Annotated in this window: 14 protein-coding genes and 3 pseudogenes; 4 read left to right on the top strand and 13 right to left on the bottom strand. The window is 38.9% G+C overall.

Going from position 1 to position 15,078, the window contains the following annotated elements:
- From CEF20_RS01865 to CEF20_RS01855, 4 genes and pseudogenes are all read right to left on the bottom strand, one after another.
- Positions 1–129 (bottom strand): annotated as a pseudogene (locus tag CEF20_RS01865) (RNA-guided endonuclease TnpB family protein); the annotation flags it as partial.
- A 4-nt stretch (positions 130–133) separates the two neighbouring features.
- Positions 134–531: pseudogene (gene tnpA, locus CEF20_RS01860) on the bottom strand (IS200/IS605 family transposase).
- Positions 532–1,090: 559 nt separating this feature from the next.
- Positions 1,091–1,289: pseudogene (locus CEF20_RS17440) on the bottom strand (hypothetical protein); the annotation flags it as partial.
- A complete protein-coding gene (locus CEF20_RS01855; RefSeq protein WP_100330234.1) occupies positions 1,280–1,879 on the bottom strand; it encodes a hypothetical protein in 600 nt (199 codons plus the stop codon). The gene CEF20_RS01855 and the pseudogene CEF20_RS17440, both read right to left, overlap by 10 nt.
- A 364-nt stretch (positions 1,880–2,243) precedes the next feature.
- On the opposite strand from CEF20_RS01855, the gene CEF20_RS01850 reads away from it, so the two are divergent.
- Together CEF20_RS01850 and CEF20_RS01845 are read left to right on the top strand one after the other, a co-directional pair.
- Entirely contained in the window at positions 2,244–3,656 is a 1,413-nt protein-coding gene (locus CEF20_RS01850; RefSeq protein ID WP_100330233.1) for a glycoside hydrolase family 18 protein, read from the top strand.
- Between the two features lie 111 nt (positions 3,657–3,767).
- Complete coding sequence (locus tag CEF20_RS01845; protein WP_100330232.1) at positions 3,768–4,208, top strand: Hsp20/alpha crystallin family protein; 441 nt, start codon at positions 3,768–3,770, stop codon at positions 4,206–4,208.
- Between the two features lie 555 nt (positions 4,209–4,763).
- On the opposite strand, the gene CEF20_RS01840 is transcribed toward CEF20_RS01845, so the two are convergent.
- A complete protein-coding gene (locus tag CEF20_RS01840) occupies positions 4,764–6,284 on the bottom strand; it encodes a malate:quinone oxidoreductase (protein ID WP_100331967.1) in 1,521 nt (506 codons plus the stop codon).
- Between the two features lie 345 nt (positions 6,285–6,629).
- Entirely contained in the window at positions 6,630–7,592 is a 963-nt protein-coding gene (locus CEF20_RS01835; protein ID WP_100330231.1) for a helix-turn-helix transcriptional regulator, read from the bottom strand.
- 101 nt (positions 7,593–7,693) lie between these two features.
- Between CEF20_RS01835 and CEF20_RS01830 the strand changes: the two genes are divergently transcribed.
- On the top strand, positions 7,694–8,227 hold the full coding sequence (locus CEF20_RS01830) for a dihydrofolate reductase family protein (protein WP_100330230.1): 534 nt from the start codon (positions 7,694–7,696) through the stop codon (positions 8,225–8,227).
- A 522-nt stretch (positions 8,228–8,749) separates the two neighbouring features.
- Here the strand turns inward: CEF20_RS01830 and CEF20_RS01825 are convergent.
- The gene (locus CEF20_RS01825) at positions 8,750–9,316 is read right to left on the bottom strand and encodes a DUF4256 domain-containing protein (protein WP_100330229.1); all 567 of its coding nucleotides are present in this window, start codon (positions 9,314–9,316) and stop codon (positions 8,750–8,752) included.
- 631 nt (positions 9,317–9,947) lie between these two features.
- Here CEF20_RS01825 and CEF20_RS01820 point away from each other — a divergent pair.
- Entirely contained in the window at positions 9,948–10,229 is a 282-nt protein-coding gene (locus tag CEF20_RS01820; RefSeq protein WP_332849188.1) for a hypothetical protein, read from the top strand.
- 244 nt (positions 10,230–10,473) lie between these two features.
- Here the strand turns inward: CEF20_RS01820 and CEF20_RS01815 are convergent, their stop codons facing one another.
- The 6 genes from CEF20_RS01815 to CEF20_RS16940 form a co-directional block, all read right to left on the bottom strand.
- The gene (locus CEF20_RS01815; protein WP_456297908.1) at positions 10,474–11,838 is read right to left on the bottom strand and encodes a sensor histidine kinase; all 1,365 of its coding nucleotides are present in this window, start codon (positions 11,836–11,838) and stop codon (positions 10,474–10,476) included.
- Positions 11,835–12,494, bottom strand: coding sequence for a response regulator transcription factor (locus CEF20_RS01810; RefSeq protein WP_100330226.1), 660 nt, complete (start codon positions 12,492–12,494; stop codon positions 11,835–11,837). The genes CEF20_RS01815 and CEF20_RS01810 overlap by 4 nt, the downstream gene beginning before the upstream one ends.
- Before the next feature lie 9 nt (positions 12,495–12,503).
- Positions 12,504–13,259: a lantibiotic immunity ABC transporter MutG family permease subunit gene (locus tag CEF20_RS01805; RefSeq protein WP_100330225.1), complete on the bottom strand. Its 756-nt coding sequence runs from the start codon at positions 13,257–13,259 to the stop codon at positions 12,504–12,506.
- Positions 13,260–13,979: a lantibiotic immunity ABC transporter MutE/EpiE family permease subunit gene (locus tag CEF20_RS01800; protein ID WP_100330224.1), complete on the bottom strand. Its 720-nt coding sequence runs from the start codon at positions 13,977–13,979 to the stop codon at positions 13,260–13,262.
- Positions 13,976–14,683, bottom strand: a complete 708-nt coding sequence (locus tag CEF20_RS01795; RefSeq protein WP_100330223.1) for a lantibiotic protection ABC transporter ATP-binding protein — start codon at positions 14,681–14,683, stop codon at positions 13,976–13,978. The genes CEF20_RS01800 and CEF20_RS01795 overlap by 4 nt, the downstream gene beginning before the upstream one ends.
- A gap of 191 nt (positions 14,684–14,874) precedes the next feature.
- Entirely contained in the window at positions 14,875–15,036 is a 162-nt protein-coding gene (locus CEF20_RS16940; RefSeq protein ID WP_232713330.1) for a hypothetical protein, read from the bottom strand.
- Positions 15,037–15,078 lie beyond the last annotated feature (42 nt).

Raw genomic sequence — 15,078 nt, 5'->3', positions numbered from 1 at the left:
CTTTTCTTTTACCATTTCAGACACAAGATCGTTGATTGTTGAAATGTATGTTTTACTCATTTCGGTCAAAGTCAAATCCTGTTCTTTAGTAGGTAGCAATTTGATTTTTACAGTGATTGTTTGTGACATGATTTCACCCCCTTGTTTTTTGTTGTTCAACATATCGCTTTATAGTTTGACTTGATACGTTTCCAGCAGTAGAAACAAAAAAAGAACGTGTCCACAAACTTGGCAGGTGTCGCAGGTGCGGAAATTCTTCTCGCAACTGTTTAGATGTCACTCCTTTGATTTTTGCCATGATGTTTGCAGGGCTTGTGTAGGTAGTACATTGAGAAACGTGTGTGCATGGTCTTTGTCACATTCTAAAGCAATCACTTGTATTTTTAGTGGTTCGCATATTTCGTGCACCATTTCTTTGAATCTCTTTTCTACCTTGTTGTCAAGAAATATTTTTCTTCTGTATCGAGGACAAAACACCAAATGATAGTTAATGAATGATACGGTTGTAGTAGTTCTTCTATAATCTTCCATACTTATATTTTTATCAGTTTTCACTATAAACGACAACAAATATATATAAATAAATATAGTGGAGTTTTCCAATACTTGAAGTACCGCAAAACCTTACGGTTAAATGCGGTACTCCGTATTTGACCTCACTATCATCCCACGTCTAAAGACGGTCTGCGACCTGTGTGGGCTTTCTTGTTCGGAAAATCTGTAAAATCTCTTTAAGAGGAGAACGCGATCAAAGGAATATTAAAAAGCAGAAGCGCCGCTTTGGCCTTCTGCTTCTTAATTCCTTTATTTAATCAAAGCTGTTGTTCAAGCTTTTCTTGAATGTCCTGTATAAGGCTTGAGATAATAGCCTCTTGATACCCTGCTTTTTTAACCTCTCTCATAGTCTGAAGCACTTTATCCCACTGTGAAGAAGCAAGTCCGTCTAATTTCGATAATCGAGACGAAATATCTTCATTCGATACACTGGCTTTCTAAGCCTCTTTGTCCATTCTCCATAAAACCATTTTCTCTCCGGTATCGTTTCTTTAATCTGTTTGCAATGTCGAGGCCTTCCCGTGAATAACAGGACTCAATTTATACATTTCTTTACTTGTTGATCTGACTCCAAAACCAACGACTTTTGCTTGCCATCCCATTTATAGCGAATAACCGTTACAAAGCTTTGATTTTTGAGCCGTACTAATTCCGCAATCGAATAAGCTAGTGATCGTATCTTAATCCCCCCATAACGCTTGCGAGTTCATAATATCACTAAACCCTAGCTGTTCACCCCATCTTCAGGCGACTCTTCTTCCAGCTCTATCACCGCCTGTTCCCTCAATATTGCCGCTAGCTTTTCCTTCGTTTCCCGCGAAGTGATGATGCAGCTTGCCGAAAAAAATTTCGTTTTCATTTCCAATTCCCAACCGTCATTCACTTCTTTTCCAAAACCGTAAAACCTGTGATTCATCGTAATCGGAATGAACTGAAATGACTTGATTTTATGCCAAGGAATAAAACGGTTTCCGCTTAATATCCCCCCTTTGACAACCGCAAATAGATTTAATAATGAATTAGAATATGCAATCGGCAGAAAAACAGGCAGAATGAAAGTCCAATCGAACCCCTCTATATATACACCTAAAAGAAGCATGGCAAGCACAGACAAAAGGATAAAAGAGTATAAGAGAATGCCGCTTTTTTGCTTTGAAAATTCAGGGGAATAAACAGCTTGTAATGGGAACTTTCTCACAGATTTCCATTCTCTTTCTGTCGCAGGGAACACAATGCTTTGTTTCATTTTAAATAGTACCCGAATCAGCTGATAGCTGTAGTAAACCACGATACCAATGAATAGCGCGGACAGCCATAATTTCATATACACCACCACTTTCCTAAAGCTGGATTACTACTTACCTTATATACGAATTTGAAAAAGGAAAAGTTTCCGCAAATTGAACCCGCTAACAGCAGGGGCTTACTATCCTCTCTGCTGATGAAAAGTAACATCGCAGCGCCTTTGCCGAATAAATCAAGCATGTAAGGGCTACCGCCTCCCGCTTAGACTGTTTGTTCTCCGCTCTATCCCTAATGCGGGATACACATTCTTGGCCTCTAACCCGTTAAAACTGCATCTTCCCTCTGACCGGCTTAAAGAATAAGATGTCATCCTGCTGATCCCTTTCTATCTTCCCGCTCAGCGGCATACATATAGGATATATTGAAAATAGAGGAGGACAGACATGATTATTCATGTAGTGAAAAGAGGAGAATCATTATGGAGTATCTCTAGGCGTTATGGGATAACAGTTGCTCAGATGATTGCTGCCAATGGACTTCCCAATCCGAATCAGCTCGTCATTGGCCAGGCGCTTATTATTCCAAGCATGATCCGCCGGCATACCGTTCGAGCTGGGGAATCCTTATGGCAAATTGCCCGTAGATACGGTGTGACGGCCGCAGCGATTGCTCAAGTAAATGCGATTAGCAGTGCAGCTCCTCTCCAGCCGGGAAATACATTGCTCATTCCGCCCCGAAGGTACACTGTGCAGCGCGGCGAAAGCCTGCAGCAAATTGCCCAGCGCTTTGGCGTGACAGTCCGGGAGCTGATGCAAGCGAATCAAATTCAAAATCCTCAAGCGGTTTCTCAAGGAACGATGCTAGTCATTCCTTTTCCTAGACCGATGATTGATGTCAATGCCTATACAATCAATAAAGGAGAACAAGGGGGCAAAGAAGTCCGTGAAGTTGGCAGATATTTAACTTACGTGTCCCCCTTTGGCTACATTATGAAAGCAGACGGCGGATTAGAGCCTATTGATGATGCTCCTATCCTCCAAGCTGCACAAGCAGCGAGAGTGATGCCGTTAATGTGCATCACTAATTTTACAAGCGAAGACCCCGGTTCCCGTTTAGCTCATACCATTCTTTCAAATACGACCGTGCAAAACCGGTTACTCACCAATATTGAAAACACCATGCGAACCAAAGGGTATAAAGGACTTAATGTCGACTTTGAAAACGTTTATCCAGCTGATCGCGAGCTGTATAATCAGTTTTTGCAGCGTGCGGTGAACCGCTTGCGTCCCAAAGGGTATTCCGTTTCCACCGCCGTAGCGCCGAAGATCAGCTCCGAACAGAAAGGACTTTTATATGAAGCCCACGACTACGCCGCTCATGGCAGAATCGTAGACTTTGTCGTATTAATGACCTACGAATGGGGCTATCGCTTCGGACCTCCGCAAGCGATCTCTCCGCTTAATCAAATAAAGCGCGTTCTTGATTATGCGGTCACCGTGATCCCAAAGAATAAAATCTTTATGGGCTTCCAAGTATACGCCCGTGATTGGCTCCTTCCGCATGTCCAAGGCCAGGAAGCAGAAACCTTTGATATGCAAGAAGCGATCCGCCGCGCCGTAAAGTATAAGGCCGTGATCCAGTACGATCAAACGGCGCAATCTCCTTTTTTTCGCTATTGGGACGAAAAAGGCCGCCAGCATGAAGTCTGGTTTGAAGATGCCCGCAGCGCCCAAGCTAAATTTGATCTGGTCAAAGACTATGGCTTACGCGGAATCAGCTACTGGGTACTGGGATATCCATTTCCGCAAAATTGGGTGCTGCTTGAAGGCAACTTTCGCATCCGAAAATTTCGTTAAGGGAGTTTCATTTAGAAAGAAACCTGCTCTTATGAAAGGATTCTCAGCATAATGATTGGCTAAATGCGAAACAATAATATGGTACAAATAACAGGAGGAGGAGGATAAAGAATGGCGTTAATTCCTAATGATCCATTTCGGCAGTTATCCATCATCAGAAAAGATATTGACAGACTGTTTTCCGCGTTCCCTTGGGATTTAGAAGGTGAGGCCCGCCAGTTAGGAAACATTCGCGTAGATGTGCATGAAACAGATCATGCGATCATCGCCAGTTGCGACATTCCAGGAATAGAAAAAAAAGAAGACGTGCATATTGACATTGAAAACAATCGGCTGACAGTGAGCGGCTCCATCAACCGCACCCATGAAACCCAAGACGAGCACATGCACAGAAGAGAAAGATACTCAGGCCGCTTTCACCGAACCATCTCTCTTCCTGCTCCAGTAAATGAAGAAGGAGTAAAGGCATCCTATAAAAACGGGGTGCTGGAAATCACTATGCCGAAGCAAGCACAAACAACGAAAAAGAAAATTGATGTAGATTTTCACTAAGTCCAACGAGAGCGCATCGGTTTAGACAATTGCCAACCTCCCATTCCGATGGAAATCTCATGCAAATAATTGTGATTTGTGTTAGATATCTTCCGACTTCCATACGTGATTGATCCCAATCCCCCTCCCTACTCTTTGTTGGCAGGGGGATTCCCGCCTATTCAAGATAAACAAGAAAGACGCCCTATTTGAAAGTGGTTTTTCTTAACCATTCTTCGCCATTTACTGCCTTCCTAAACAAAAAGAAACTCCTCACAGAGAGTGAGAAGCTCCTTATTCAATAGAATTGCTCTATGACGCTGCTATTCTTCTAATCTATGGAATGCCCGCCGCCTTAAATCTTACGCTGTTTGAAGCAGGGGCTTATCGGACTGATCGTTGCTTTTAAGCAGTCAACGGAATCGGACCGAGCTGTCCCTCCCGTTCCAATAGTTCTTATGGCTAAGCTCCATTCATCTCCCGCTTTCACTAGTGCCGGCGTATCGCCACATTCGAAGCGGAAGCCTTTACTCGAGGACAGTAAAACCGTTAGATCCTGCGCAAACTATGGCTCCGTTATTTGGCGTTCCCCCCGGTCGTCTGCAGCGGTCTGTTTTCATTTAGACCGAGCGCCTGTGCGGTTGAAGCTTGGATTTCTCGCAGTAGCTCTGGATTTTCCATCAGTGACACGCCATACGATGGAATCATTTCTTTAATTTTCGGTTCCCATTCGCTCATGCGGTCAGGGAAGCATTTGCTCAGCAGTTCAAGCATTACTTGAACGGCCGTAGAAGCACCCGGAGAAGCCCCAAGCAAAGCGGCTATCGTGCCATCGGCGGCGCTTACAACTTCCGTACCGAACTGGAGTGTTCCTTTACCGCCAGCTTCCGTATCTTTAATCACTTGCACGCGCTGGCCTGCTACGACTAAATCCCAATCCTCGCTTTTAGCATTCGGAATAAATTCCCGCAAGGCTTCCATGCGCTTTTCTTTCGATAACATCACTTGCTGGATCAAATATTTTGTTAATTTCATGTTTTTAGCGCCTGCTGCCAGCATCGTCACCAGATTATTCGGCTTTACCGAACCTATCAGATCAAACATGGAGCCGGTCTTTAAGAATTTAGGCGAGAAGCCGGCAAACGGTCCAAACAGAAGCGATTTTTTATTGTCGATGAATCTTGTGTCAAGATGCGGAACAGACATTGGCGGTGCACCGACCTTCGCTTTGCCGTACACTTTAGCATGATGCTGCTCAATAACATCCGGATTGTTGCATACCATAAACAGCCCGCTTACCGGAAATCCTCCAATATGCTTTCCTTCAGGGATACCGGATTTTTGCAGTAAAGGCAGGCTTCCGCCGCCGCCGCCGATAAAGACAAATTTCGCCTTATGGTATTCGATTTGACCGTTATGGAGATCATGAACTTTCACTTCCCAAGCGCCATCGCCAGTGCGTTTAAGATCTTCGACACTGTGCTTATAATGAAGTTCGACGTCCTGTTTCTTAAGATGGTCAAACAGCATGCGCGTTAATGCGCCAAAATTGACATCCGTTCCAGAGTCAATTTTTGTGGCAGCTACCGGTTCGGTTGATGCGCGGTCTTTCATGATAAGCGGAATCCATTCCTTCAGTTTTTCTGGATCATCAGAAAACTCCATTCCTTCAAACAGAGGAAGGTTTGAAAGCGCTTCAAATCGTTTTTTTAAAAAAGCTACATTTTCTTCGCCCTGCACTAAGCTCATATGAGGCAGCGGCATGATAAACTCCTGCGGATTGCGTATTAAATGATTGTTAACAAGATGAGACCAAAACTGTCTCGAAACCTGAAACTGTTCGTTCGTTCTTATGGCTTTGCGAATATCTATAGATCCGTCTGGTTTTTCGACGGTATAGTTAAGCTCACACAGCGCAGAATGCCCCGTTCCCGCATTATTCCATTCGTTGGAGCTTTCCTGTCCGGCTTTGTCGAGCTTCTCAAATACTTTAATCTTCCAGTCTGGTGCCAACTCTTTCAGCAGTGATCCCAAAGTCGCACTCATGATTCCAGCACCAATTAAGATAACGTCTGTTGCAGTTTGTCTGTTGCTCATTTTGTCCATCCTTATCCCCTGAAATTTGCAGAAAGGATATAGGCGCTCCTCAATAGGCATCACAGCAAGCCAAGGCGCGACCCTGTCACACACCTTTTCTGCATTCATATATCCTAAGTATAGTATAGCACTATTATTTACAGATTAAAATATATCTTCTATTATAGATACCACTCTTGAAGGTTAAACAAACACGCCTTTGTTCATCGGCCATATGAGTTTCTTTTCTTCTGCCGATCTATCCAATCTTGGATGTTGAAAATCCCTTTTTTGGCTGTCACTTTTAGCATTGCTCCGGAAAGCGCCCGATTGCTAATAGCAATATATCATTTCAATGAAAACCCCTCATTCATTATTATAAAAATCAATAACAGACATGGCGGACGATATGACTTTATCCCGAAGATCTTTAGGGGAAACGACCTTTATTTTGTTTGCGAATCCCAATATAAACTCTATAGCCTCTTGCTTATCATTAAATTCTAGAGTTGTTGGTATCCATTTGTCTCCATTTGGACTTTCTGTTTTTATAACTTCAACAAACTTAGCTGTAAAATTAATTCTTTTTATAATTTCTGGATGTATTTCTGCTTGCACTTCATATTTCGGTAAATTTTGCACAAACTCCACTTTTGATTGTTCCCAGTATGCCGCCAAATTAAAGTTAAGCGGCCTTCTAAAAGTTTCATTTTCAACTTTTGCATTGTGTATGCGTGATACCCTATAATTGCGCAGTTCTCCATTTCTGGCAGCCACCAGGTACCACTTATTTCCTTTCGCGACCAATCCTAATGGTTCAATTAACCTTTCTTTTTGCTCCCCATCAGCCTGTTCATAGACAATTTTCAGCTTTTTGCTATCCCAAACTGCTTGTTGCACGGTATTCAGAGCAAACGCTTTTTCTTTGGATTGCCTCCAAGTACCCGAATCTATATGAATTCTTTCCCACATTGCTTGTGCTTCGTCCCGATAAATATCTGGGATTGCTGCAAGTAACTTTTGCCTCGTGTCAAGCGGCTGCTTATTTAATCCTAAATCTTCAAGTATTTCTCCAGAGGGGAAAAGAAATAAAGATTTCATGTCATCTATATTTAATCCGCTTAATTTACTCCGAAAATGATCTAATAGACGCCACCCTCCCTCTTTACCTCTTTCAGAAACAATTGGGATCCCAGCATTAGTTAATGCATCCATATCTCTAAGGATGGTTCTATCCGAAACCTCTAGTTCGTTAGCTAATTCTTTTGCCGTCATTTTTCCTCTGTTCTGTAACAAGATCATAATATTCATTAATCTATCTGCTCTCATAAATCCATCCCCTTGGTAAAAAACAGAATTATATTAATATGACAAAGGATGTCGTATTTCAACTATATACTTATTTTAAGGTGAAAGAAAGGAGAATGGTTATGAATCAAAATCGAAATGCCGTATTATTCATTGCATCAAGTTTAGATGGATACATTGCTACAAAAGATGAGTCTCTGCAGTGGTTATTTGATGTAGAAGGGGAAGGTGATAATGGATTTTCGGAGTTTTATGATACGGTTGATACCGTTTTAATGGGGAAAAAAACTTACGATTGGTTAATGAGACAAGAAACTGAAGAGTTCCCGTATAAAAATAAAGAATGCTATGTGTTTACAAGATCTTCTTATAAGGATACTGAGAATGTGAAGTTTGTTAATGATGACATTACTAATTTTGTAAATAAACTAAAAAACAAAGTCGGTCATAACATCTGGGTAGTCGGTGGGGGTGAATTGTTAAATTCTTTTATTCAAGAGGATTTAGTGGATGAATTCATTATAACCATTGCGCCTTCCATAATAGGCAGCGGAATCCCCTTATTTAAGGAAGGAAATTACCAATTAGACCTTTCTTTGAAAGGAACGAAAAGATTTAATCAATTTATTGAATTGCATTATGAAGTCAAAAGATAAATTGGCTGACTAAGTAAATAAACGGCTCTAATTATGCGGAAAACAGCCGTCTATCTAATTTTCACAATAGTTCCTTACTAGAACTTCCATAAATTTCCCTTGATTGTACCAGATGTTTTGTATAACAGAGCCGATCCAACTGTTGTTTTTGGGAACGGATTAATCTGAAGCGCAGCCCGTAAACATTAAAAAAACATGACAGCTTCACAAGGCATAGAAGCGCCTGTCCAAACATTCACGGGCTGTCAGCCTCTTACCCCATTTTTTTTGATTGAGAAGAAGCCAGATATCTCTCGGTCTGGAGAACCGCTTGTTTAAGCGCTCTTTCCTGCAAACTGGCTTCCAATAAATTTCCCAATTCTTATGCCTCAAATACCGCCCAAAGCATTGATGGAGAAACTGCACTTTATTTTAACAAACAAGTAAAAAAAGGATGGAGTGCCTCTATACCTCCCATGGCAAAACTCACCCTCCGCATGGTATTAACCACCAGCGTTTGCAGAAAAAATGTAGCACCAACATTCAGACCCGCAGCAAGCCGCGGAAGCCCCTAGCAGCATAATACGATTCCGCTCCATTGTGGTACACAAAAACCGTGTCATAGCGGCGATCACAAAAGAGAGCTCCCCCAAGTTTTCTAATATTCTCAGGTGTCTGCACCCAGCTCGATGTTTTAGTATCGAAATGTCCAAGCTTCTGCAGCTTGCGGTATTGTTCTTCTGTTAAAATCTCAATCCCCATGTCAGCAGCCATGTCCATTGCGCTGTTTTGCGGCTTGTGTTTCTTCCTTGACTCCAGCGCGTCCCGGTCGTAACAAACACTTCTTCGGCCTTTAGGACTTTCCGCTGAACAATCACAAAAAATGTATACATCCGCCTCTTTGTCATACTCAATCACATCCGGTTCACCGCCGGTTCTTTCCATCTCATTTAGCGACCATAGTTTTTCAGCATTTGATTCCAGCTTTGCTTGTACTTTAGCCCATTCAAGCCCTTTGTGACGATTCATGTTTTGCTCAAAACGGGCTTTCAATATTCCGAGTATTTCTTCACACTGTTCAGGTAGCAGCTTCCCGTCTTCCATTTTCATACTGAAACCTCCTCATCATCCTTATTTGACTACTTTTTCATTATAACCGTAAAGCTTCCTCCTTGAATCAATAAGTGAACACCGCCGATGAAACATTACGTTCTTTAAAGGAGACTGCTGACAAAGCATCCTTACCAACAAAAATATTTCATTATCTGCTGTTTCAGCGACCAACCTCTTTTTGTTTTCTATATATCGACAAGGTGCACATGACAATTCCAAAATAATCCCCGTTTCCTTCCATTTGAAGGAGGGCTTTCTGGCCAATCGTTGCTTTTACTAGCCAACTAAACCTGCCTTAGCTGCCTGGTGCTAATCATAAACAGATTAACGACCACGAGGTATGCCCTATGGCAAAAGGCAGACGATTCGAAGAAGAACTTCAATTGGAAGCGATAAGCCTGTAGCCTAAGTGGCTGGAAAAGTAGGCGTGAATGAAAATACTTTATATGATTGGGTAAAGAAGTATAACCGGCAACCAGAAATTAAGTCCGTCCTATTACTTTCCTCTAAGGCAGATGAACGAAGAGTTCTCCTTAAAAAAGGTTAAATCGCACTTTATTAAAACTTTTTATGCAGGCCACCGAGCGAAAGCGCCACCAAAAATCGTTGTCTATTTTCTTGGCGCAGTATGAAACTAAATAAATCCTCAAACGTAAAATCAATTAAGAAAAGTTATAAGAAGTCCATAGCTATTATTCAACAAGGGGTTGAGCATATGAATAAATGGTGGAACAAAAAGAAAAGCAAAACGAGAAAAAGTAAGAAGAACCATGATGAATATACATTTTTAGATTTTGTTTTGGATGTACTATTTTGGATACCAGAAATAATTTTCTTGCCTTTCAGATTAATTTTTTGGTTACTTAGAGGCCTAGGAAGATTCTTTAAGGATGGGTTGGATTTTTTATAAACCTTAAAGGATTATTTTTTAAGTCTCTTCACCGTTGTTTGCGGTTTACACAGAATTCCAACAACAAGATAGCTGGATTGGTGCCTGCTCAAACTCTCTCCTTCCTCATCTTACGGACTGACAACTGGTGGGAAAGAAATGGTCGCACTGCCGCATTAAGCAGTCCTGGAGCTTTCTTTATATAAGTACAGACGGGCTGGCTTCAGATATTTTCCCGATATTTCAAAAGGATGATTAATTTTGATTAATCATCCTTTTGGAATATCGGAACCTTAACTGTAACTGCCCCACCGCCATTCTCATCATTCGATAATGTAAGTTCTCCATTACATTTTGTAATAATGGTGTTTGCAATATATAAACCTAACCCATGATGTCCAGTTTTTGTTCTACTTTCATTTTCCATAAAAAATTGTTCTTTTCCATACTTCAACGTCTTTTTAGAAAAGCCATTGCCCTGATCTATTACTTGAATAGTTAGTTCATAATTGTCCGCAACACTATATATGGCAATAGTTGAGCCTTTTGGAGAAAAGTCAAATGCATTTTTAATAATATTCATTATTGCACGTTCGAATTCATTTTCATCCCCTTTTATATAGAGATTTTCTTCAATATCCACTTTCCAGGCTGTGTTAATTTTTTTCGTTTTACTTAAAGCCCCGCTTTGCCTTTCCAAGGAATTTAGCACTTTTATAACCTTGATATTATCATTCGGATGTTCTTTATCAATTTCATTTTTTGTAAAGGTCAATAATTTTTGAATGTATTCATCCATTTGTTCACTGCTTTCCTTTATATAATTGCAGTAGTTTTTTTGTTCCTTCGTTAATTCTGTTTCCTTAAGTAATTCGGCATTGCCTTTGACTATGGTAAGAGGAGTTTTTATATCATGAGCCAAAGCTGAAACCTGTTCCCTCTTTTGCTTCTCTAATAACCATTGTTCCTCTATCGCAATCTTTAAAGAATTTTTCATCTTATCAATCCCTTTAAGGACCATACCTATCTCTTCTATATTACTATTGCCTACGTTAAAATCTAAGTTCTGTTCTTTTATTTTTTCCGTTGTTACCAGAAGCGCTTCTAATTCAATTTTAACCCTTTTAGCAAATCTATTAGACCACAAGAAAAATACTATAATAAGTTGAAGAATAAATAAAAAAACCATAGCCAATTCTGCATTAGGCAAAACTTCCCTCAATCTTTCACTTCTAAATTGCATAGTTAATGGATAGTTAATAATCAATATATCCTTTTCTCTTACTATACTAACAATATAATTTGATAAACCTATTGAATTCCCCCCATTACTATAGGTATCCCAAATTATTTTTTTATTCTCAGAAGAGAAATTCCCATATAAGTAGTGTCCATCTTTTGAATAAACACCAAAACTGCTCATTGGTGTTAATAACTCCATTGTTACCTTAGGTGAATTCTTTAGTTCCTCATAATTCCTTTGAATTACTTTTTCAGAGTAATTTGCCGGATATACCATTGCGGATGAAGTAAATAGGGAATAATTAGCTAACAATAAGGTGATAATTAAAGCCCCAAGAGATACGACATATTCAATAAAAATTGTGCGAAGCTTTTTACTTTTTTTCAATCCCATTTGTACCCTATTCCCCAAACTGTTTTAATTGGTTCTTCCCCAAATTGTATGAATTTCGCTCGAATGTTTTTTATATGCTCAACGATTGCGCTTAAGTTGCTTTCCTTTTCAAACCCAAATACAGATTCAAATATTTGTTCCTTTGAAAAGACTTGACCATGATGAAGGGCTAAATACTCACTTATTTCATATTCACTCTTAGTAAGAGGAATCTTATTGTCCAATACGAAACACTCTTTACTGGATATTGAAAATCGAACATTGCCTATATTAACAGAGTGCATCTTTTCTCTTTGATCTCTTCTGATATGAGCATCTACTCTTGCACGAAGTTCTTGAACGCCAAAAGGTTTTGTTAAATAATCATCTGCCCCTAATCCTAACCCCTTTATAATATCTGCTTCCTCTGTTTTTGCAGTAAGAAATAAAATAGGAGCATCAACTTGCGCCCTTATTTGAGAGCATAATTGAAACCCATCAATGCTTGGCATCATTATATCTAGAATTATTAGATTGTAGTAATCGAAATCTTCAGATAATACCCTTTCTGGATTCTCTATTTTCTTAACAAAATGTCCGCTTTTACTGAGGATATTCCCAATCAAATCGAGAATGGCTTTATCATCATCTACAACTAAAATATTTGCCATAGCAACCTCCTATTCTTCTAGCTTATTCCCTTCCCATCTTGTAAACCACACTAACATAATTACAATGGATAAAACAGTTACAACAATTGATATGATGACCCCTAAATGCAAATCCGGATCTATAAATACACTGCTGCCATTTTGATATTTCACTAATAAAGATTCAACAAATCTAATACTCCAAGAGCTTGGGACGAATGGCCATCTGCCATCCCCCATGCCTGTTAAAAATAAGGCGGATGCAAAAGATTCTGCAATTCCTACTCCAATTGAAACTCCCTTTGAAAATCTAAAACTTAAGAAGAAATGTAGAATATATTGAAACACATTGCTCCCTATTAAAATTCCGACAATAACTAGATTTATAAAAATAGAGTAAATATTATTACCTACAAAAGAATAACCTATATAAAAGCCTATAACTGCTAATATAGTACTTAGGGTCCCCAATAATAAAAATAATATTAGTTTACTAGTAAAAGTTAAACACTTTGGTTCTGAACTAGTTAAAATGTTTTGAAATCCTCCTGCTGTATATTCTTGATCCGCCACCATTGAAGTAATTATTCCAATTAATATAGGGAAAACGATACATAAAATTTGTAAATAGGCGGATATCTTGTTAAAATCGCTCCACGGTGAAAAAGAATAATAACCTAAAAATATAATCAACCCTAATAGTGGAATGTATAGGTGCATCCATATCATTTGAGTAGATTTTAATTTCAGTATATCAGCTTTTATTAACTTTATTAATTGCAGCATTTAATTCACCTCTTTTTTCTTAAACCAAACAGTAGTCAGAACGGCCAGTATAATAAAAACAATGATATTGATCACTGTATCCTTTACGATCATATCACCATTTAATAATGGACTATTTTCCGGTACTGGAAGACCATTTGGCAAAATGTGAAGAATCGGTGCCATTAAGGCAGAGGATGTTCCATAAGGTGAAAATTTTAAAATGGAATTTGTATCGAAACTAACTACACCCATGATCGTCATGCCTATATTAAAAAGAACAGCAACAAACATATTTAATTGGACAGTTAAAAACAAACTAATCGGAATAGTAAATAACATTGTGAGTATCAATACAACCGTTGCAAACATATTTGCCTTTAAAGGAATAGTATTACCAAAGAGAAAACCAATGACTTCAATCCCTGCCATAAATATTAAGCTGGAAAATATAAGTAAAATGCTACTGTATAATATTTTTCCCAACCATATAGAACCTTTATCCTTAGGATATAAAAGTACGCCTTTATAGGAAAGGCTTTTCTCTCTTGTAATTACTTGAGCAGAAATAATAGCGATCATTCCTGGAAGAAACATAATATACCACCAGTTATATGCTCCATTTTGCCCTCCACCCCATAAAGCACATAATAAAAGGGTAAATAATGGTGTTATTAAAACAAATTTATTTGTAGTTGTTCTTTTACTCTTTTGAAATTCTGCTTTCAATATGTCCATCATTGGTTTATCCCTCTATTTCTTTCCACGATTTCCATGAATAGTTTTTCAAGATTATCTTCATGATTTATTTTACCGTTGTAGCCGATGATTCCATCTGAAATAATGCCTATTTCATCAGCTACTTGTGCTACTTCTGATAGAATATGACTGGATAGAATTACTGTAATCCCTTTAGAGGGAAATGTTTTAATTAACTCTCTTAATTCTTCAATACCGATTGGGTCTAGACCGTTCGTAGGTTCATCAAGAATAAGTAGCTTTGGATTATGGATAATTGCAATTGCAAGCCCTAATCTCTGTTTCATCCCCATAGAGAAATTCTTTACTTTCTTTTTACCTGATTTCTCAAGGTCTACAATATTTAGAACTTCTTCCGCCCTTGACTTAGGAAGCCCATGAAGGGTACAGGCAACATTTAAGTTTTCCCTTGCTGTTAAATTCGGGTATATTGCAGGATTTTCTATTAATGCGCCTATATCGTTTAAATCTTTCCTTGTCCACAGATGATTTTCAAATAATATTTCTCCAGAGGATGGTTTCATAATCCCTGTAATCATTTTTAATATAGTTGATTTTCCTGCACCGTTTGGTCCAAGTAAACCATAGACCGAATTCTTCCTAATAGATAAAGAAACATTATTTACAGCGATTTGATTCTTGAACTTTTTAGTTAAGCCCTTTACTTCTAAAATGTAATCTGACAACCTAATTACCTCCTAATTTCATCTTGTATTTAATCGATATTTAAAGTATAGAAGGTAATTATAAGGAATTTATAAGGGTTTATTATTAAAAATAGAGTAGCTTGTTTTTTAACAGCTACTCTATTTCTATATCAATTTCAAAACCTGATTTAAACCCAACGGTCAGCTTATCATCAAATACCATAGTTTTTTCAATAAGCCTTCCTTGCTAACTGCTCATCATATTCCTCGCAAGATTGTTCATTCAAGAAATCAGCCATTTCAGCGATTTGCTGTCTTTTTCCTTCACACTCTGCATTCTCTATAAGTGAATTTCTCTTCAGCTCCCGAAGGCGGTAAATTTCATTAGCCACTTCTTCATAGTCATTGTTGGACTTTGCTTGGTTAGAAGCTGT

Origin of the sequence: Bacillus xiapuensis, assembly GCF_002797355.1 — a bacterium.
Classification (GTDB): Bacteria; Bacillota; Bacilli; order Bacillales; family Domibacillaceae; genus Bacillus_CE; species Bacillus_CE xiapuensis.
Note: the sequence above shows the minus strand (reverse complement) of the source record. Positions and strands in the feature narration are given on the sequence as shown.